We start from the raw sequence: 19,831 nt of genomic DNA, 5'->3' as shown, positions 1-19,831 counted from the left end.
CTCGGGGTGGTGGTGGCGCTCGTGTCGCCTCACGGCGCTGTCGTGCCGTGTGAGAGTGGCCGCGCGATCACAGCGAAGGCCGGGGGCGGCCCCGGGAGTCCGGGGTCAGCCCTTCAGATCCCGGACCCGCTCCGACGGGGGTGCGTCGACCACGCAGGTCCCCCAGTCCGAGAAGGTCGTCTCGGTCCGTGTCTTGGCGGACAGGACGTAACGGACCGGTCGCCCGCTCAGGTCCACCCACAGCTCGTAGTCGGCGGAGGGGCCGAGATCGCCGGCGATGCGGGCACGGAGCCGTGCCTGCGCGGCCGGGTCGCCTGCCCGCACCTTGGCGTACTCCTCCTCGGTCCGCTGGTCGAGCGGCATCGGGTTGGTGTAGGCGATGTAGGCCGGGAGATTCAGGCGTTGGACAGCTCGGCGCACGTCGATGTGGACGGTGTAGTGAATCGTGTGGTTGCGGGTGCCGCTCTCGATGGTCGCAACCGTGAGGCGGCCCGTCTTGATCAGGAGCGCGTGTGCGCGGTGGCCGTCGATCAGGTTGGTGGCCATCATCGCGAGTGTCCCGATGCCGAGCAGGTTGTACGGCTCGTAGTAGTCGGTGACCTTGTCGAAGGACTTCCCGGGAGCGACCTCGGCTCCGATCGGCATCTGGAAGTAGGTGGCGTCCCGCGTCCTGATGAGACGGCCGCTGAAGCCGTCTCCGAGGTCCGCCGACAGGTCGGTCGGCGAGCCGGTCCCGGCACCGCACGAGATGAGCGTGACGCTGATCCCACCGGAGCGCAGCACGCGCTTCACTGCGGGGTGCGTGGCCAGATAGTCGCCGACCAGCGTCGCGATCGCGGAGACGGACCTTATGGGCGGCAGGGTGGCGGTGGACCCGGCCGTCAGCGGGCCGACCATGATGACCAGGAGGATGGCCAGGAGCAGTCGGCGTACATGCAGGCTCTGCACGTCCGATCATGGTGCCGTGCGGATGTGCAGAGCCTGCGAACCGATCTGTGCATGTTTCGCGCACGTTCCTAACGGGCCTCCAGGGTGAACGTCGTGGTGAGGACCCGGCCCTGGGCGTCGCGGAACTGGGCCCACAGGCGGTACAGGCCGGGGTGGGGGAACCGGGCGTGCAGGCCGAGTTCGGGCCCGAAGGTCTGGCCCGGCAGGGCGAAGACGGGGCGGCCCTGGTCGTCCTCGGCCTCCGCGTGCTCGTGGGCGAACCCCTTGCCGTCGATCGGCATGATCACCACGTGGCCGGCGGCGGCCAGGTAGGGGCGCAGGCCGGTGACTGGCCTGCCGGTCGCGGCGTCGGCGAAGCGGAAGGTGAGGTCGCTCCTGCCGCCTGCCTCGGCCTCGCCCGTGAGGGTGACCCGGAGGCCGCCGACGACCTGCTCTCGGGAGGACGGCGACGCCTTTTCCGCACCGGTGGAAGAGCTGGAAGAGCTGGTGAAACCGTCCGGGCGACCGACCGTGATCTCCTGATGGTCGAGGACGTCGGTCATCTCCCCGCGCCGCCGGAACTCGGCGTTGACGAGGTAGCGGCCGGCGGTGGGGAAGGTCAGCCGGACGGAGAACTCGCCGGGCCGGCCCGTGGGCTCGGGGTGGACGTGGGCGAAGGTGCCCAGGTCCGCCCGGGTGGCGATGAAGTGCATCCACGCCTCGTGGCTGCGTACGACGTCGTCGACGGGAAGGCCGGTCGAGGGGTCGGTCAGGCGGATGCGTACGGTGGCGGGGACGCCCGGGGTGACGTCATGGGGGACCTGGATGTCCATCCGGACGCCGGCGTCCTCGGCGGGCACGGGTTCGGTCTCGGCGGTCATCATCACGCTCATGGCCGGGCGCATCGGCATGCCGGTGTTCTCCACCCAGGCGAGCACGCCGTTCATCCCTCGCTGGGCCGCCTCCGTACGGCTGAGCGCGGTGAACCCGGCGCCCACGGCCACGGCGAGGCAGGCGATGCCGGCGAGATAGCCCCAGTCGGCGAGCCGGGACACTCCGGAGCCGGGCCGGAACCGGCGCAGGCGCAGCGCGTTGGTGACGACGCTGACCGAGCTCATCGCCATCGCGGCGGCGGCGAGGGAGGGGTCGAGGAGCACGCCGTTGAAGGGGTACAGCACACCGGCGGCGACCGGGATCAGCAGCACGTTGTACGCGAACGCCCAGGCGAGTCCCTGCTTGATCGTCCTCACGGTACGCCTGGACAGGTCGATGGCCGAGACGATGCCGCGCAGGTCGCCGCCCACGAGGGTGATGTCGGAGGCCGCGATGGCGACGTCGGTCCCGGTGCCGATGGCGATGCCGAGATCGGCCGTGGCCAGCGCCGGGGCGTCGTTGATCCCGTCGCCGACCATGGCGACGACCGCGCCGTTCTCGCGCAGGGCGGCCACGCGGGCCGCTTTGTCCTCGGGCCGTACGTCGGCGATGACGCGATCGATGCCGACCTGCCGGGCGACGACGTCGGCGGTGGCCTGGTTGTCGCCGGTCAGCATCCACACCTCCAGGCCGAGCGCGCGCAGCCGGTCGACGGCCTCGCGGGACTCGGGCCGGATCGTGTCGGCCACGCCGATCAGCCCGGCGAGGCGGCCGTCGAGGGCGACGTACACGGGGGTCGCTCCCTCGGCCGCGGCCTCGGCGGCCACCTGCTCCAGCTCGCCGACGCTCACGTCATGGCGGCGCATGAGTGCGCTGTTTCCGATGAGCACGGCCCTGCCGCCCACCTGGGCCGCCACGCCGTGGCCGGGTATGGCGTCGAACCGCTCCACCTCGGGCAGGCGGAGGCCGCGGTTCCAGGCGTGCGTGACGATCGCGTCGCCGAGGGGGTGTTCCGAGCCCCTCTCGGCCCCGGCGGCGTACGCGAGCAGCTCGTCGGCGTCCCCGCCCGCGACGGTGACGAGGCGGGTCACATCCGGACGGCCCCGGGTGATCGTGCCGGTCTTGTCCAGGACGACCGTGGTGAGGCGGCGGGCCTGTTCGAGCGCGTCTCCGCCGGAGATCAGGATGCCCAGTTCGGCGGCCTTCCCGGTGCCCACCATGATCGCCGTGGGGGTGGCGAGGCCGAGCGCACAGGGGCAGGCGATGATCAGTACGGCGATGGCGGTGCCGATGCCCAGCGTGAGCCGTCCCTGGTCGGGCCCGAAGACCGCCCAGACGACGAAGGTGAGCGCCGCGACGCCGATGACGGCGGGCACGAACCACCCGGACACCATGTCGGCCAGGCGCTGCAGGGGCGCCTTCGACCCCTGCGCCCGCTCGACCAGCCGGACGATCTGCGCCAGCGTCGTGTCCTGACCGACGGCGGTGGCCCGCATCACCACCGAGCCGGTCCGGTTGATCGTGGAACCGATCAGCGGGTCGCCCTCGCCCCTGCGCACCGGCATGCTCTCACCCGTGATCATGCTCTCGTCCACGGTGGAGACACCGACGGTCACGACGCCGTCCACGGGGATCTTCTCGCCCGGGCGCACCCGGACGAGGTCGCCGACGGCGACGTCCTCGACCGGAACCTCGACCTCGGTGTCCCCGCGCAGCACGCGGGCCGTCTTCGGCCGCAGCCCGAGCAGTTCCCCGATGGCGGAGGTGGTCCGCTTCCTGGCCCTCGCCTCCATCCACCGCCCCATGAGGACGAGTGCGATGACGACGACGGAGATCTCGAAGTACACGTGCAGCGGCAGCCCAAGCCGCTCCGCCGCGGCCGGCCACAGCGTGACGAACGCGCTGTAGCCGTACGCCACCGTCGTGCCCATGGCGACGAGCGTGTGCATGTTGACCGCGCCGTGCCGGGCCGCGGCCCAGGCGGCGCGGTAGAAGGGACGGCCCGCCCAGAACTGCGCGACCGTCGCGACGACCAGCAGCAGCGGCATCAGCCAGTCCATCGCGTCGATGGGCAGCGGCAGGTACATCAGCACCATCATCGACAGCCCGGCCGCGAGGGTGACCTGCCAGGTGCGCTTGAGCCGGGCGACCTCCCGGTCCGGTTCCGGCTCCGGTCCCGGCTCGGGTTCCGGCTCCGGTTCGGGTTCGGGTTCGGGAATCTCCGCGGTATACCCGGCCCGTACGACCGACTCGGCGAGCGTCGCGACGGTGACGCGGGCGGGATCGTAGGTGACGGTGGCGACCTCGGTGGCGAGGTTCACCTCGGCCGCCGTCACGCCGTCCACCCGGGTGAGGGCCTTCTCCACCCTGCGTACGCAGGACGCGCAGGTCATGCCGCCGATGTCCAGCGTGCACATGCTCGTCGCGACCGTCATCGCTCCACCTCCTGATCCAAGGTCTTCGAGGCGACGGTCGCGCGCGGCGCTTTCCCGCCGCTGCCCACTCCCTGTCCGCCTGGCGAAACCGACGACAGGGGCCGGACAGCGGCGCCCGGCACGGTGATTCCACCTCTGAACGTGAAGGAGCCAGGATGAACCAGCTCGTGCTGTCCGTGCCCGCCATCAGTTGCGGCCACTGCGTCAAGGCGATCGCCGAGTCCGTCGGCGAGGTGCCCGGCGTCGGCTCGGTGGCCGTCGACTTCACCGCCAAGACCGTGGTGGTCACCGGCTCGGCCGACCCGGCCGCCGTGCGTGCGGCCATCGCCGAGGCCGGCTACGAGGCCGCCGAATGACGTACGACACTTTGATCGTCGGAGGCGGCCAGGCCGGGCTTGCGCTGGGATACCACCTGCGCCTCGCCGGTCTGAGGTTCGCCATCCTCGACGCGCACCGGCGGGTGGGTGACGCGTGGCGCCACCGGTGGGACTCGCTCACGCTGTTCACGCCGCGCCGGTACGACGGCCTGCCCGGCCTGCGGTTCCCTGGCGACCCGGACGGCCATCCGGGCAAGGACGAGGTCGCCGACTACCTGGAGGCGTACGCGGAGCGGTTCGCCCTCCCGGTGCATCTCGGCTCCCATGTCACGTCCGTACGGCCGGAAGGGGAGAGGTTCCTGGTCGAGACCTTGGCCCGCATGTATACGGCGGCGCGGGTCGTGGTCGCGGCGGGGGCGTTCCACACGCCGCGGACGCCCGCCTTCACGTCCGGCCTGGACCCGCACGTCACCCAGCTGCACAGCAGCCGTTATCTCCGGCCCGAGCAGCTTCCCATGGGGGAGATCCTGGTCGTCGGCGCGGGCAACACCGGCGTTCAGATCGCCGAGGAGCTGGCCGGCACCGGACGGCGCGTCTGGCTGTCGGTCTCGTCGATGGGCCGGGTGCTGCCCCAGCGGATGCTGGGCCGTGACCTGTTCTGGTGGTTCTCCCACCTGGGCTTCATGGACATCCGCGGCGACAGCCGGATCGGACGCCGCGTCAGGAGCCGTGAGCTGATCATCGGGACCGACGTGAAGCGGCTGCTGCGGCGGGTGGAGCGGGTGGACCGCGCCGTGGACGCCGAGGGGCGGGACGTCGTCCTCGCGGACGGCCGTCGCGTGCGCCCCGACGGCGTCGTGTGGGCGACCGGATTCCGCCCGCACTACCCCTGGCTGCACGTGCCGGTGCTCGACGAGCAGGGGGCGCCGGTGCACCGCGAGGGCGTGACGAACTGGCCGGGGCTGTACTTCCTCGGCCTGCCCTGGCAGCGCGCCCGCGGCTCGTCCGTACTGGGGTGGGTGGGCCGGGACGCGCACACCCTGGCCGACCGGCTCAGCGCCACCGCGATCGATCCCGGCAAAACGCTCATCGCCCCTTAATATTGGGCAGTCCCGGCGGAGCCTGGGTGACGAGGAGTGACATGCCGAACACGGCCGTGACGTTCGCGGTTCTCGGGCCCACCGAGGTGCGGGGACCCGGCGGCTCCGCGACGGCGCTGCCGCCGTCCGTGCGGGCGCTGCTGGCCCGGCTGGCCCTGTCATGCGGGCGCGTGGTGCCGGTGGACGGCCTGACGGACGCCCTGTGGGGCGACGAGGGCGACGACCTGCCGGCCGACGCGGCGAACGCCCTGCAGATCCGGGTGTCCAAGCTGCGCCGCGCCCTCGCCGCCGCAGGGCTCGGCGCGGACGTCCTGGTCACGCAGGCCCCGGGATATCGGCTGGCCGTGCCCCCGGACGCCGTCGACGCGCACGTGTTCGAGCGGCTGCTCGTACGGGCGCGGGAGGAGACGGCCGCCGGGAACGTCACCGCCGCCCTGGGCTGCCTGGACGAGGCGCTGCGGCTGTGGCGGGGGCCCGCGCTGGCCGACGTCGGCCAGACGACGTGGGCGACGACGGAGAGCACCCGGCTGGAGGAGCTGCGACTGGGCGCGGTCGAGGACCGGTTCGAGCTCCTGCTGGAGTCCGGCGGGCACAACGAGGCGGTCGCCGACATCGAACGCCTGGTGGCGCGCCACCCGCTGCGGGAGCGGCTGCACCGCCTGCTGATGCTCGCGCTGTATCGCGGCGGGCGGCAGGCGGAGGCGCTGGCCGCCTACCAGGCGCTGCGCCGTGGTCTCGCCGACGAGCTCGGCATCGACCCGTCGCCGGAGCTCCAGGCGCTCGCCGAGGCCATCCTCCGCCAGCAGGTCCCGTCCGCCGCCCAACCGGCCCCTGCCCCGAAGAGCACCGACCGGCTGCCACAGCGGCTGCCACAGCGGCTGACCTCGGTGATCGGCCGCCAGGACGACGTGACGGCGGCGCTGGAGCGGCTCGCGGAGGCGCGGGTGGTGACGCTGACCGGCCCGGGCGGCATGGGCAAGACGACGCTCGCGTTCGAGATCGCCCGCAGGGTGAACGGGGCGCTGGCCGACCGCGTGCTGCTGGTCCGCCTGGCCGCACTCGAGCCCGGGACGGACGTCGCCGACGCGTTCGCCGCCGAGCTGGGCGTGCCGCCGCAGGGCACTGCGGGGGCGGACACGGGGGCCGACACGGCGGCCGACGCGGTCGAGGAGCACCTGCGCGACGGCCGCACGCTGCTCGTGGTCGACAACTGCGAGCACCTGGTGGACGACGTGGCCGCCCTCGTGGAGCGGCTGGCCGCGGCCTGCCCGCGGCTGCGCGTGCTGGCCACCAGCAGGGAGGCGCTCGCGATCCCCGGCGAGGTGCAGATCGCGGTCGGTCCGCTGGACGTCACCCAGGACGACGGGCCCGCCGTGCGGCTCTTCGCTGAGCGGGCCCGTGCCGTACGGCCCTCGTTCACGCTCGACGAGGAGACGGCCCCCGTGGTGGCGTCCATCTGCCGCCGGCTCGACGGCATGCCGCTCGCCATCGAGCTGGCCGCCGCGCGGGTGAAGGCGCTGTCTCCGGCCGACATCGAGGCCCGGCTGGCGGACCGGTTCTCGCTGCTGACGGCGGGACCGCGCACCGGCGAGGCGCGTCACCGCACGCTGCGCGCCACCCTCGACTGGAGCCACGACCTGCTGCCGGAGGCCGAGCGGCGGCTGCTGCGCCGCCTCGCGGTGTTCCGCGGCGGCTGGACCCCGGCCGCCGCCGAGGAGGTGTGTGCCTTCGGCGGCGTCGGCAGGGGAGAGGTGCTCGACCTGCTGTTCCGGCTGGTCGACCGGTCGCTCGTGGTGCCGGAACCGGCCACCGGGCGCTTCCGGCTGCTCGTCACCGTACGCGACTACGCGTGGGCCCGGCTGGAGGAGGCCGGGGAGGTCGCCGAGTGCCGCGACCGCCACCTCGCCTACTACGCGCGCCTGGCCGAAGAGGACGGCATGCGCGTCCGCGATCTCGCCGTCTTCACCCGGCTCTACGACGAGCACGACAACTTCCGCGCCGCCGTGGACCACGCCCTTGAGAGCGGCGACGTCGAGAGCGGCTTCCGGCTGGCCTGCGCGCTCGTGATGTTCTGGAACTACGGTGTGCGCTACGAGGGCACCCGGGCGCTGACCGCGCTGCTGGAGACCGGCGGCGGGTCAGCCGCCGCACGGGCCCGCGCGCTGCAGGGCATCGGGCTCCTGCACGTCTACTACCCGACCCCGCGCTCGGTCGCCGCCACCGAGGAGAGCCTCGCGGTGTTCGAGGAGATCGGCGACGTACGCAACGCCGCGATCTCCCGGCTGGTGATGGCCTGGGCCGGCCAGTACGGCGGGGACCCCGGGCACCACCGTGCCCTGATCGAGCGGAGCAGGCGCGAGCTGGGCGACTCCGACGACGGCTGGTGGCTGGGCATGACGGAGTATCTGGAGGCGCTGCTGGCCCTGCGCCTGGGCGACTTCGAGGACGCGGTCGTCCGGTGGCGGCGCGCCCTCGACCTCGCCAGGGCCGTCGGCGACCGCATCATCGGCAGCGCGATCCTCGCGCATCTCGGCATCGCCCTGCGCGAGTCCGGGCGGCGGGAGGAGGCCCTGGCCGTCCTGCGCGAGTCCGTGGACGAGGTGCGCGGCCGCAACTCGCTCCACGGGCTGACCTTCGCCCTCGTGCACACGGCCCACACCCGGCTGGACGTGGACGAGGGCGACGACGTCACGGCGCTGCTCGCCGAGGCGGACGACGTCGCACGGCGGGCGCGCAACCCCCGCTGCCAGGCATGGGCGGCGTGGGGGCGGGCCCGGATGGCCCGCGTACGCGGGGACGCCGGCTCCGCCGTCCGCGAGTGCCGCGACGCGCTGGCGCTGCTGAAGGAGGGCGAGTTCCCCTGGGCCAGGGCCCGCCTGTGGTCGTTCCTGGCCGGCTGCGCCGAAGAGGCGGGACTGCCGGACGAGGCCGCGCACGCCCGGAAGACGGCCGCCGCGCTCACGGGCTGAGCGGCCCGCCGCGCCGGTGTTCGCACCGGTCGCCCGAGAAACCGGCCGCCGCCAGCGCCGCCCGCAGTTCGGAGTCCAGCTTCGCCGGGTCCACCCCGCCGCGTACGCGCAGCAGACCCCAGGCGGCGTCGACCTCGAACGCGGTGACACCGGGCACGTCGCGCACGTGCCTGCTCAGCAGGCGCACGCATCTGCGGCACAGCAGGGCCGGCACGCACACGGTCAGCCACTCGGGGGTCTGGTCTGCCATGCCGTCCAGCGTGCCGCCCCGCTCTGGCGGCCCGCTGTCCGTCCGCTGTCCGGCACCGCCCAAGGTGAGCAAGACCGCGACCAGTGCGCCGACAGTCGTGGCCGTGATGCTCGCCCCATGACCCTCACTGAAACACCCCCGCGTACCGACGTCGCCGCGCTCGCCCGCGACGTCGTGAAGATCTACGGCCGCGGCGACACCGCCGTCCGGGCCCTCGACGGCGCCACCCTGTCGATCCCCGCCGGGCGGTTCACCGCCGTGATGGGACCCTCGGGGTCCGGCAAGTCCACCCTGATGCACGTCCTGGCCGGGCTCGACACGGTGGACGAGGGGCAGGTGCTCATCGGCGACACCGACCTCCGCCGGCTCAGCGAGCGGCAGCGCACGCTGCTGCGCCGCGAGCACGTGGGCTTCGTCTTCCAGAGCTTCAACCTGCTCCCCACGCTGACCGCCGCCGAGAACATCGTGCTGCCGCTGACCCTCGCCGGGCGGCGGGCCGACCAGACGTGGATCGACGAGATCGTCGCGATGCTCGGGCTGGGCGACCGGCTGCGGCACCGTCCCGCCGAGTTGTCCGGCGGGCAGCAGCAGCGGGTCGCCGTGGCCCGAGCGCTGGCCGCCCGCCCGCGCATCGTCTTCGCCGACGAGCCGACCGGCAACCTCGACTCCCGGGCGGGGGAGGCGCTGCTCGGCTTCCTCCGCCACGCCGCCCGCGAGCTGGGCCAGACCATCGTGATGGTCACCCACGACGCCAACGCCGCGGCGTACGCCGACCAGGTGGTCCATTTCGCCGACGGCCGCGTGGCCGGCCTCACGCGCAACGAGGAGAAGTGACCGCGATGTGGCACCTGATCGTCCGCAACACCGTCGCCCGCCGGGGCAGGCTGGCGCTGACGCTGCTCGCCGTCCTGCTCGGCGTCACCTTCGTCACCGGCAGCCTGGTGCTCACCGACACCTCCCAGCGGCTGCTCGACGACCAGTTCCGTACGGCCACCGCGGGGGTGGACCTGACCGTCCGCGACGCCGCCGCGTTCGACTCGGCGATGGGCGTGGAGGTCGAGCGCGACCCGCTGCCTCCCGAGGTCGTGGACCGCGTCCGCGCGGTGCCGGGCGTGGCCGCCGCCACCCCCGTCGTACGGGGTCAGGGGCTGCTCGGCGTCGCCGGGAAGACCATCGTCCCGGCGGGCCCGTCGCTACTGCTGTCCTGGGAGCCCGGGCCGGTCGGCGCGTTCACCCTGCGCGCCGGGCGTGCTCCGGTCGCCGGGGACGAGGTCGTGGTGGACGCCGCGACCGCCCGCCTGCACCGCATCGGCCTCGGCGCCGAGGTCACCGTGAGGGCCGAGCGTACGGAACGGCTCCGCGTGGTGGGGCTGGCCGGGTTCGGGCCGGCGGAGGGCCTGCCGAACACCACCGTCGCCCTGGTCGCCCTGCCCGCCGCGCAGCGGCTGCTCGCGCTGGACCGGAACGCCTCGGAGATCGCCGTCGTCGCCGCGGACGGCGCCGACGCCCAACGGCTGCGCACCGCGGTGTCGGCCGCGCTCGGGTCCGGATACGAGGTCTCCTCCAGCCGGGACGTCGCCGCCTCCAGCGCGGCCGCGGCCAAGACGCAGATCTCCTACCTGCAGGTGATGCTGTTCGCCCTGGCGGCGGCGGCCCTGCTCGTCGGCGCGTTCCTCATCGCCAACACCTTCTCGATCGTCGTCACCCAGCGCACGCGCGAGCTGGCCGTCCTACGGGCGGCCGGGGCCACCGGCGGCCAGGTGATGCGCTCGGTGCTCGGCGAGGCCCTGCTGGTGGGGCTGGCCGCCTCCGCGGCGGGCGCGGGCCTCGGCGTCGCCTGCGCGGCGGGGCTGCGCGACCTCGCCGGCGCCTTCGGGATGACGCTGCCCGGCGGCGGGCTCGTCGTCGCGCCCCGGACCCTGGTCGTCGCGTTCGCGGTCGGCGTCGGCGTCACGGTCCTGTCGGCGCTCGGCCCGGCCCGCCGCGCCGCCTCGGTGGCGCCGGTGGAGGCGATGCGGCGCGCGTCGGCCGACGGCGTCACCGGGCGGGGCACAGGGCGGGCCGGCTGGGGCCGCACCGTCGCCGGGGCGGTTCTCACCGCGCTCGGCGTGGCCGGGCTGTCGATCGTCCTGGCCGGGCCGGGGTCGGTCGTCGTGCTCGGCGAGGCGGCGGTGAGCACCGTCGTGGGGCTGGCCCTGCTCGGGCCGGCGGTCTCCCCGGGTCTGGTCCGGCTGCTCGGGCGGCCACTCGGCGCGGCCGGCGTCCCCGGACGGCTGGCGCGCGAGTCGGCGGCGCGGGCGCCCCGGCGCACCTCCGCGACCGCCCTGGCCCTGGCCTTCGGCCTCGCGCTCATCAGCTTCACGACCGTGCTGGGCACCTCGATCAAGGACTCGACCGCGCGGTCGTACACCGAGGTGATCACCGCCGACTACGTGGTGGAGAGCGCCCGCAACGAGATGCTGGGCGGGCTGCCCGCGCACGCCTACCACCACGTCAGCGAGTTGCCGCAGGTCGCGGTGGCCTCCCGGCTGCGCTACGGCCACTGGAAGGACGGCCGGTCGACCGAGGCGCTCACCGCGGTCGACCCGGTCACGCTGCCTCGCGTCACCTCGCTCCACATGGTCGCCGGACGCCTGGACGCCGTCGCGGGCGGCGGGGTCGTCCTGGCCGCGAACGTCGCCAGGGAGCGGCACCTCAAGGTCGGCGACACCCTGGCGATGACGTTCTCCCGCACCGGGACCCGGCGCCTTCCGGTGGTCGGCCTGCTGCGCGACCGGGACGCCCAGGCGCTGTCGACCGGCTACGTCATCTCGCTGGACACCTTCGAGCGGAACTACCGTGAGCACGTCGACGCGAGCGTCTTCGTCAAGGTGGCCGACGGAGTGCGCGACGCGGACGCGAGGAAGGCCATCGAACGGGCCCTCGGCGACGCCCCGACCGCACAGGTGCGCGACCAGGCGGCGGCCGTCGCCGGTCGGAACGCGATGATCGACCAGGTCCTGGGGCTGGTGACCGCGCTGCTGATGCTCACCGTCCTGATCGCGCTGATGGGCATCACCAACACGCTCGCCCTGTCCATCATCGAGCGGACCAGGGAGCTCGGGCTGCTGCGGGCGGTCGGCATGACCGGCACCCAGATGCGCTGGATGATCCGTGGCGAGGCGGTCCTCGTCGCGGCGCTGGCGATCGTCGCCGGGATCGGCCTGGGCGTCGCCTTCGCCGCGGGCACGGTCACCGCGCTGGGCCGCACCACCGAGGCCACGCTCACGCTGCCGGTCGGTCCGCTCCTGCTGGTCGTCGCCGTGGCCGCCGTCGCCGGTCTGCTGGCCGGGCTGCTGCCGGCCCGCCGCGCGGCCAGGCTCGACGTGCTCACCGCCATCGCCACCACCTGATTGGAGACCACTGTGAACGACAGTCCCGTGACGATCCGCCGCGCCGGTCCCGAGGACGCCGCCGCCGCACTGACCCTGCTGCGTGAGCTCGCCGCGCACCAGGACCAGCTCAGGCACGTGGCGGTGTCCGAGGAGCGGATGCGCGAACTGCTGTGCCGCGAGGACGTCATCGTCCTGCTCGCCGAGCGCGGCGGCTGGCCGATCGGCTTCGTGTCCGTCGTCCGTCACCTCAACATCTGGGCCGGGCGCGACATCCTCGCCCTGGACGACCTGTTCGTACGGCCGGAGGCCCGTGACGGCGGAGTCGGCCGCCTGCTGATGACCGGGGTGGCCGGGATCGCGGCGGCCGAGGGGATGGTCGTGCGGTGGGAGGTGCTGAAGGACAACGAGGGCGCCCAGCGCTTCTACACCCGCCTCGGGGCGACCCTGTCCACGAAGATCATCGCCGCCTGGCCGCCCGGCGCGTACGCGGCACACGTGGGCGGAACCGCGTAGCGCAAAGAAGGGATCAGCAACGGCACAGCACATCGCACCTCGGGAGAAGAGGGGCGAAGCGAGGGGTATGAGCCGGATGCGTCGCTTGTGTCCCCAAGCGGACGTGTCCGGAGGCGAATGACAGGCAGGTGTGGATCGGATGGGCGACAACAGGAGTTCCCGCGTCGTGGCGGTGTCTGCCCGGCGTCTGGCCGTCCTCGTGGCGATCCTCGTCGGGCTGACGGACGTGGTGGTGGCGCCACAGGCGCTCGCGGCGCCGAGTTTCCAGGACGGCCGCGTGGCGAACTCCGATCCCGGTCATGGTGCCGAGGCCGCTCATGGTGCCGAGACCGCTGCTCATGGTGCCGAGGCCGTTCCCGGCGGCGGCAAGGGCAAGAAGGGCAAGGCCAAGAAGGGGAAGAAGGGCAAGGAGAAGAAGGGCAAGGAGAAGAAGGGCAAGGGCCACGGTCATGGCGGCGCCCGCATTGACGCCCGTCTCGCCGGTTTCGGGGGTGGTCTCGGCGGCGGGTTCGGTGACGACGGCGGGGGCACGCAGCACACGGCCGGTATCAACACCGCCAATGCGCCTACGATCAGCAGTCCGCCCTTTCAGCTCAACACGGGCAAGCGCAACGTGAACGCTCCCGCGGGCAACAGCGCCGTCGATTTCGCCGGCACTCAACAGGTGTCGAGTGTCAGCGTCTTCACCGACTCCCTCAGCGGCAACTGCACGAACGGGATCAAGAACTGCTCGATCAACCAGACCCTGGAGGCCGAGGAAAGCAGAGGCAGCGGCAGGGGGCACTGACACGAGACGGGCGTCTCCCTCACGGAAGACGCCCGTTTTCAGTGCCCGAGGATCAGAGCTCGCCGCTCTCGATCGCCTGCTTGAGGGCCGCCTGCAACTGCTGGTGCGAGGCGGTGCCGTTCGTGGCGACGAAGTCGATCAGCGAGGAGTCCGCCTCGAAGGTGAGGTTCTCCGTGACCCGGGTCTTCCCGCCGGGCAGCGGCGTGAAGTCGATCTTCTGGTGCGTGACCACGTTGGGCTGCGACCAGCTGTCGGTCTCGTAGTAGAACCCGTCCGCGTGGAGGCGCTGCTGCGCGTGGGTCTTGCTGACCACGATCGTGCCCTCGTACGGGATCTCCTCGATCGCCGTGAGGTTGCGGTAGAGCGCGGGGGGCGTCCGCCACTCCTTGTGCGTGACGACCCGCTTCAGGAACGGGTTCTTGCCGATGTGGTTGTTGAAGTCGGAGTACTTGTAGAAGGTCGACGGCATCGGTGCGTCGATGTCGACGGAGATGCTGTTCGTGACCCGGCTCCGGCCCGAGCCGGGCGCGGGCGGGGTGGTGTCGGTGAAGTGGTAGGTGTCCCAGGCGGTCTGCCACTCCTGGGCGATCTCGGCGTCGCTCTCGGTCGTGCCGCCGGTGGTGTCGGCGTTCGCGGGAGCGGACAGGGCGGCGAGGACGAAGGCGGCGGCGAACATCGGGGCCGCGGCCACTCGCAGAGTCTTTCTCACGTGTACCTCGAAAGGAGGAGAAATGGTACGAGTGATCTTCTACCGCAACCGCAACCTGGTACAGAAGGGCCTATACCGAATCAGTCATTCAGACATGGTCGGCGCAGCAGGGGGTGGGGTTCGGGACCTCGGCCGGGGCGATGCGTCCGCCAGGCGCCGGCATGGCGAGCAGGGTCATCAGCCCGTCCCGCCAGACCGGGCGTACGTGGTCGTTGGTCACCAGGACCACGTCGTCGGCCGGAGGCTCCGGCTGGGCGAGCACGAGGACCCGGTCGATCGCCGTGCGGGCCAGCAGGTCGCCGACGGTGAGCGTGCCCGGCAGGTCGTCGCGGCCGGGGAACAGCACCACGCGCCCGCCGTCGCGGGCCGCGTGCTCCGCCGCCGCCAGCGCCGCGCCCTCCGCCGTCAGGACCCCCTCGGGGAGTAGGGCCGGGTCGAGGCGGGCAGGGTCGAGGTGGGCCGTGCCGGGCAGGGCCAGGGAGCAGGCGACGTGCGGCAGTTCGCCGCTGCGGACGAAATGGGTGCAGCCGACCACCCCGGCCGGCGAGCCGAGCACCTTCTCCACCACCTGGTGGAGAAGGTGCTCGGCCCCCGCGACCGTACGGGATCCGTCGTCGAAACCCAGGATCATCGGCGCGGCACGATCCAGATCGGGTTGCTGTAGAACCACAGGTCCTTCCAGGGGTCCGCGTCGCCGGGCACGTCCATGGCCGGGCCGTGCGGGTCCACCGACGCGCCGAGCAGGCCGGGGGCGACACGGTTGCCGTCGGTGCCGCGCAGCCGCACGTAGACGGGGTGGTCGACGGCCCCCACCTGGTAGGTGAAGGTGACGGTGCCGGTGTTCTTCCCGACCTCGTACGACTGGACGACCTTGGTGTTCGGGGTGGTGAACACGTCCTTGTCGGAGGCCGGGCCGGTCACGTCGCCCTGGATGACGTCCACGCGGGCCAGGGTGGGGATGAACTGCGCCCAGTTGGGCCGGTTCGCCAGAGTGATCTGGATGGCCACCTCGACCTGGGCGCCCTGGCGGACGTACAGGGTGTCGCCGAGCGTGACGCCGCTGTTGCCGCGCGCCCGAGCGCGGACGACGAGGCCGCTGATCAGGCCGCCGTGGTCCACCCAGATGCGGCCCTGGCGGATGCCGTCCATGACCGAGCCGTAGGAGAACCCGGTCGCGCCGACGTGGGTGCGGCTGTAGTAGCCGGGCCAGAAGTCGCCGTTGGACAGGTTGTGCACGCCGTTGTAGATCGGGTCCTCGTATCGGCCGTTGGCGTTGAAGTCGCTGTTCGGCCCGCGGTCGCTGGTGTCGGCGTAGATCGTGTGCGAGTCGGAGTTGGCGGTGATCCACCAGGGCTTGCCCTCGGCGAGCAGGCTGTCCCACAGGCCGCCGACGGTCGCGGTCATCCAGTCGAAGCCGCCGAAGGTCCGGTAGCTCTCCGCCGGGTAGCCGGGGAAGGAGTCGGCGCTCGGGCTGTTGTCGTAGTAGCCGCGGCCGGAGCCGGCTCCGTTGGGCTTGGGGATGCCGGCGGCCTGGTGGCCCGGCGCGCCCTCCATGCCGACCGCGATCCCCGGCGCGGTGTCGCGCCAGGCGCGGATCTCGTGCGGCGAGTCGATGCCCTTGCGCGCGGGGTGGTTGGCCAGGAACAGCGCGTCGGGGATGCGGCGGCGCTTGACGGCGTCGGCCAGGAAGTTGAGGCCCGCGATGGCGAGGGCCTCGTTCTGCGGGGTGCTCGCCGTGGCGTTCTTCACCGAGCCGTCGAAGGAGTTCTCGAACTCCTTCAGCGTCGCGACCTCGCCGCGTCCCGGTGCGACGAACACCGTGCCGTGCTCGGCGGCGGGGATGTTCCACTCCAGGCCCTGGAAGACGAGGGTGTCCTTGACCACGTCGCGAGCCGCGACGATGTCGGGGTTGACCTTCTCCACGCCGATCTTGGCGTGCGTCGTGCTCCCGTGGTCGGTGATGACCATCCAGTCGAGCCCGTACGCGTTGGCGTGCCGCACCTGGTCGATGACCCGGTACATCCCGTCGGAACTGTACTGGGTGTGGATGTGGTGGTCGCCCGCGAGCCACAGGAAGCCGTCCTTCGGCTCGCGCTCGCCGCGACCGGTCACGGTGCTCGCCGCGGCGGCCTGGCCGGGGGCGCCCAGCACGCCCGCCGCGGTGAGACCGGCGCCGAGCAGCCCGGCCCGCCGGAACATCTGGCGGCGGGAGAGCTGGTCCGGCGACAGTTCCTCGTCCGCGACCGTCATGTCCACGACGGGGCCGGGGTCGGAGTGCCCGTGGTCGTGGTCATGCGTGTGGGGATGGGGGTGGGGGTGTACGTGCCCCTCGCTCATGTGGTGCCCTTTCGCGTCCCGCCGGAAAGCCGGCTCCGGCTACGAAAGGCACCTTTGCGAGACCGGCTGAACCGTGCGTGAACTCCGGGAGCCGTGCAGGGGGCCACGGATTTACGGGTGATCCTAAAGTGCCGATACCACCTTTTCGGATGCGCCACGCGGAAGGTTCACGTCGGCCGCGGCCCGCACGACGGGGCGTGATCGGCCATCGTTGGATGCATGAGCACAACGAACATGCGGGTCAAGGGCTTCGACCATCTGGTGCTGACCGTGGAGGACGTCGAGCGGTCGCTGGCGTTCTACTGCGACGTCCTCGGCCTGGAGCCGGTGCGGGTCGACGAGTGGAGGGCCGGCAAGGCGCCGTTCCCCTCGGTGCGGGTGTCGCCGGACACGATCATCGACTTGTTGCGCGGCTCTCGCGGCGAGCCGAACGTCGACCACTTCTGCCTGGTCGTCGAGCCGCTGGACTGGCAGGAGGTCGTCGACTCCGGCGCCCTGACCGTCATCGACGGACCCGGCCCCCGGTTCGGGGCGCGCGGCGTCGCCACCTCGGTCTACGTGAAGGACCCCGACGGCAACGTCATCGAACTGCGCTGGTATCCGCAGGACAAGGAGGAGTGACGGTTCACCCCGCACTGGCGCGGCGCCGGGGCCCGGGTCGTCCGAGCGCGGTAGATCCGGGTGAGGATGGTCGGAAGAAGGGCTGGTGCCGATGGCCGGGGTGGACAGGCGGGCCGACCTGGTGCTGGAGGGCGGCGGGGTCAAGGGTATGGCCCTGGTCGGGGCGCTGCACGAACTGCACGCGGCCGGCTACCGGTTCGGGCGGGCCGCCGGCACCCGGGTCGCCGGGACCTCCGCGGGGGCGGTGGTGGGAGCGCTGGCCGCGGCCGGGATGCCGCCGGAGCGCATGCGCGAGCTCCTGTTCGGCGTCGACTACCGCATGTTCAGGGACGCGTCCGCCGTGGAACGCGTCCCACTGGTCGGCAGGGGCTTCTCGCTGCTGTCCCTGCTGTTCGAACGGGGTGTGTTCGAGGGCGACCACCTGCGGGAGTGGCTGGGGAACGAGCTGGCCGACCTGGGCGTCGAGACGTTCGACGACCTGGCGCTCGACGACCCGGCGCCCTGGATGGGCGAGGACCAGCGCTACAGCCTGGTGGTGACGGCCACGGACGTCACCCTGGGCCGGCTGGTGCGCCTGCCGTGGGACTACCGGAGCGTCTACGGCGTGGCGGATCCGGGCAGGCAGCGGGTGGCCGATGCCGTCCGCGCCTCGATGTCGATCCCCTTCTTCTTCGAGCCCGTCACGATCACCGATTCCGGCACCGGGCTGGTGTCGACCCTGGTGGACGGCGGCGTGCTGTCCAACTTCCCCATCGACACGCTCGACCGGCAGGACGGGGAGCAGCCGCGCTGGCCCACGTTCGGGGTCAAGCTGCTCCCCGCGTTCCGGGAGGACACGCTCAGGCTGCCGCTCGTCGGGGCTCCCCACCTGCCCGCCCTGCGGCTGCTGACGTCCCTGGTCGGGACCGCGATCGTCGGCCACGACCAGACGTACCTGAACCAGCCCTGGGTCAGGGCCCGCACCATCCAGGTCGACACCGAGGGCGTGGGAGTCGTCGACTTCGACCTCGACGAACGGCAGAAGCAGCACCTCTACCGCAACGGCCGGACGGCCGCGGCGGCCTTCCTGTCCACCTGGGACTGGGACGACTACCGCGCCCGCTTCCGCCCGAAAAGCAGTGGCAGGGTGGCGACGGCAGGCGGTTCACTTGCCCGATGATCGTGATCTCGGCCGCCTCCGGCGCGCTCGGCCGCCTCGTCATCGACCATCTGCGCACCCGTACGGAGGTGGTGGCCGCGGTGCGCGATCCCGGCCGCGCGCCCGAGGGCGTGCCGACGCGGCGCGGTGACTACGACGACCCGGCGAGTCTGCGCGAGGCGTTCGACGGGGCCGCCCGCCTCCTCCTGATCTCCTCTCCTGAGCTCGACACCACCCGCAGGATCGGGCAGCACCTCAACGCGGTGACCGCCGCGAAGGAGGCCGGCGTCGGCGCGGTCGTCTTCACCAGCTTCCTTGGGGCCGGCACCGGCGCGACCGGCATGACGGAGGCCTACCACGCCACCGAGCAGGCCATACTCCGCAGCGGCCTGCCGTACACGTTCCTGCGCCACCCCTTCTACAGCGACGCGTTCGTCCCGCGGGTCGTCGAGGGTGAGATCACCAGCAGCACCGGCGGGCGCGGCCTGAACACGGCCTTCCGGTCGGATCTCGCCGAGGCGGCGGTCAACGTGCTGACCGGCGAGGGACATCTGGGCCGGGCGTACGACTTCACCGGACCTCTGTGGAGCTATCCCGAGGTGGCCGAGGCGTTTGGCGTGCCCTACCGCGAGGTGCCCGACGCCGGGCCGGGCCCGATGAGCTGGATCAACGCGCAGATCCGCGCGGGGATGCTCGAACAGCGGACCGACGACCTCGAACGGGTGCTCGGCCGGCCCGCCGAGACGGTCGTCTCACGTGCTCTGGCAGGTAAGTAGGGCCGAACAATCCAGCTTTCTTGACAATTAATTTTATCGGAGGCTACCGTGGGGACCACGACGGAGCCGACGACGGCGTCGGCAGACACAGAGGAGAGCGCCATGCGCATCGTGGTCACCGAGTTCATGAGCCTGGACGGCGTCGTGCAGGCGCCGGGCGGTCCCGAGGAGGACAGGGACGGCGGCTTCGCGCACGGCGGCTGGTCGCACCCGTTCTTCGACCCGGAGGTCGTCGGCGGCGCCTTCGACGAGACGGTGAGCAAGGCGGAGGGGCTGCTCTACGGCCGCCGCACCTGGCAGAACATGGCCGCCGCGTGGCCTGCGCGGGCCGGTGACCCGTTCGCCGACCGGTTGAACGCGATGCCGAAGTACGTGGTGTCGGAGACCCTGAGCGACGACGAGCTGACCTGGAACACCACGCGAATCCCCGGCGACGAGGCCGTCGCCCGCATCCGCGAACTGCGGGACACGGGCGACGGCGATCTGGTCGTCATGGGGAGCCCGAGCCTCGTGCGCGCCCTCCTGCACGAGGGCCTGGTCGACGAACTCCGGTTGATCGTCATGCCGGTGATCCTCGGCGGCGGTAAGACGATCTTCCCGGCCGACGGCCTGCGGCAGAGGTTCGAACTGGTCTCCACGGCCACCGGCGGCACCGGCGTGCAGGTGAACACCTACCGCCGGGCCGCCGAGTAGCGCGCGGGAGTT

17 protein-coding genes are annotated in these 19,831 nt (G+C 72.5%); 11 read left to right on the top strand and 6 right to left on the bottom strand.

Features of this window, described 5'->3' with window-relative positions; genetic code table 11:
• Positions 1 to 105: 105 nt before the first annotated feature.
• On the bottom strand, positions 106 to 948 hold the full coding sequence (locus Msi02_RS41960) for a hypothetical protein (RefSeq protein ID WP_204053284.1): 843 nt from the start codon (positions 946 to 948) through the stop codon (positions 106 to 108).
• 68 nt (positions 949 to 1,016) lie between these two features.
• A complete protein-coding gene (locus Msi02_RS41955) occupies positions 1,017 to 4,235 on the bottom strand; it encodes a heavy metal translocating P-type ATPase (RefSeq protein WP_204053283.1) in 3,219 nt (1,072 codons plus the stop codon).
• Between the two features lie 155 nt (positions 4,236 to 4,390).
• Here Msi02_RS41955 and Msi02_RS41950 point away from each other — a divergent pair, with 155 nt between their 5' ends.
• The 3 genes from Msi02_RS41950 to Msi02_RS41940 are packed head-to-tail and all read left to right on the top strand — an operon-like array spanning position 4,391 to position 8,621.
• Positions 4,391 to 4,591 carry a heavy-metal-associated domain-containing protein gene (locus tag Msi02_RS41950; RefSeq protein ID WP_079320866.1) on the top strand — a complete coding sequence of 67 codons (201 nt, stop codon included), beginning with the start codon at positions 4,391 to 4,393 and terminating at the stop codon, positions 4,589 to 4,591.
• The gene (locus Msi02_RS41945) at positions 4,588 to 5,652 is read left to right on the top strand and encodes a flavin-containing monooxygenase (RefSeq protein WP_204053282.1); all 1,065 of its coding nucleotides are present in this window, start codon (positions 4,588 to 4,590) and stop codon (positions 5,650 to 5,652) included. Before Msi02_RS41950 ends, Msi02_RS41945 begins: the two co-directional genes overlap by 4 nt.
• 41 nt (positions 5,653 to 5,693) lie before the next feature.
• Positions 5,694 to 8,621, top strand: coding sequence for an ATP-binding protein (locus tag Msi02_RS41940; protein ID WP_204053281.1), 2,928 nt, complete (start codon positions 5,694 to 5,696; stop codon positions 8,619 to 8,621).
• On the opposite strand, the gene Msi02_RS41935 is transcribed toward Msi02_RS41940, so the two are convergent.
• The gene (locus tag Msi02_RS41935) at positions 8,611 to 8,871 is read right to left on the bottom strand and encodes a heavy-metal-associated domain-containing protein (RefSeq protein WP_204053280.1); all 261 of its coding nucleotides are present in this window, start codon (positions 8,869 to 8,871) and stop codon (positions 8,611 to 8,613) included. The genes Msi02_RS41940 and Msi02_RS41935 overlap by 11 nt on opposite strands.
• 117 nt (positions 8,872 to 8,988) lie before the next feature.
• Between Msi02_RS41935 and Msi02_RS41930 the strand changes: the two genes are divergently transcribed.
• The 4 genes from Msi02_RS41930 (at position 8,989) to Msi02_RS41915 (ending at position 13,545) form a co-directional block, all read left to right on the top strand.
• Positions 8,989 to 9,705, top strand: coding sequence for an ABC transporter ATP-binding protein (locus Msi02_RS41930; protein WP_204053279.1), 717 nt, complete (start codon positions 8,989 to 8,991; stop codon positions 9,703 to 9,705).
• A 5-nt stretch (positions 9,706 to 9,710) separates the two neighbouring features.
• A complete protein-coding gene (locus Msi02_RS41925; protein WP_239109377.1) occupies positions 9,711 to 12,263 on the top strand; it encodes an FtsX-like permease family protein in 2,553 nt (850 codons plus the stop codon).
• A 12-nt stretch (positions 12,264 to 12,275) separates the two neighbouring features.
• Positions 12,276 to 12,758, top strand: coding sequence for a GNAT family N-acetyltransferase (locus tag Msi02_RS41920; RefSeq protein WP_204053277.1), 483 nt, complete (start codon positions 12,276 to 12,278; stop codon positions 12,756 to 12,758).
• Positions 12,759 to 12,957: 199 nt separating this feature from the next.
• Positions 12,958 to 13,545: a hypothetical protein gene (locus tag Msi02_RS41915; protein ID WP_204053276.1), complete on the top strand. Its 588-nt coding sequence runs from the start codon at positions 12,958 to 12,960 to the stop codon at positions 13,543 to 13,545.
• Positions 13,546 to 13,597: 52 nt separating this feature from the next.
• Here Msi02_RS41915 and Msi02_RS41910 read toward each other — a convergent pair whose 3' ends face one another.
• From Msi02_RS41910 to Msi02_RS41900, 3 genes are all read right to left on the bottom strand, one after another.
• Positions 13,598 to 14,254, bottom strand: a complete 657-nt coding sequence (locus tag Msi02_RS41910; protein WP_204053275.1) for a hypothetical protein — start codon at positions 14,252 to 14,254, stop codon at positions 13,598 to 13,600.
• Positions 14,255 to 14,342: 88 nt separating this feature from the next.
• A complete protein-coding gene (locus Msi02_RS41905; protein WP_204053274.1) occupies positions 14,343 to 14,885 on the bottom strand; it encodes a hypothetical protein in 543 nt (180 codons plus the stop codon).
• A complete protein-coding gene (locus Msi02_RS41900) occupies positions 14,882 to 16,591 on the bottom strand; it encodes a PHP domain-containing protein (RefSeq protein ID WP_204053273.1) in 1,710 nt (569 codons plus the stop codon). Before Msi02_RS41900 ends, Msi02_RS41905 begins: the two co-directional genes overlap by 4 nt.
• A gap of 219 nt (positions 16,592 to 16,810) precedes the next feature.
• On the opposite strand from Msi02_RS41900, the gene Msi02_RS41895 reads away from it, so the two are divergent.
• From Msi02_RS41895 to Msi02_RS41880, 4 genes are all read left to right on the top strand, one after another.
• A complete protein-coding gene (locus Msi02_RS41895) occupies positions 16,811 to 17,212 on the top strand; it encodes a VOC family protein (RefSeq protein ID WP_239109372.1) in 402 nt (133 codons plus the stop codon).
• Between the two features lie 91 nt (positions 17,213 to 17,303).
• Positions 17,304 to 18,371 (top strand): patatin-like phospholipase family protein, encoded by a 1,068-nt coding sequence (locus Msi02_RS41890; RefSeq protein ID WP_239109374.1) that lies wholly within the window; start codon positions 17,304 to 17,306, stop codon positions 18,369 to 18,371.
• Entirely contained in the window at positions 18,368 to 19,126 is a 759-nt protein-coding gene (locus Msi02_RS41885) for an NAD(P)H-binding protein (RefSeq protein WP_204053271.1), read from the top strand. The genes Msi02_RS41890 and Msi02_RS41885 overlap by 4 nt, the downstream gene beginning before the upstream one ends.
• A 102-nt stretch (positions 19,127 to 19,228) precedes the next feature.
• A complete protein-coding gene (locus tag Msi02_RS41880) occupies positions 19,229 to 19,819 on the top strand; it encodes a dihydrofolate reductase family protein (protein ID WP_204053270.1) in 591 nt (196 codons plus the stop codon).
• Positions 19,820 to 19,831: the final 12 nt, after the last annotated feature.

Source organism: Microbispora siamensis (assembly GCF_016863095.1).
GTDB lineage: Bacteria > Actinomycetota > Actinomycetes > Streptosporangiales > Streptosporangiaceae > Microbispora > Microbispora siamensis.
The sequence above is the reverse complement of the archived record's forward strand: the minus strand, read 5'-3'. Positions and strand labels throughout refer to the sequence as shown.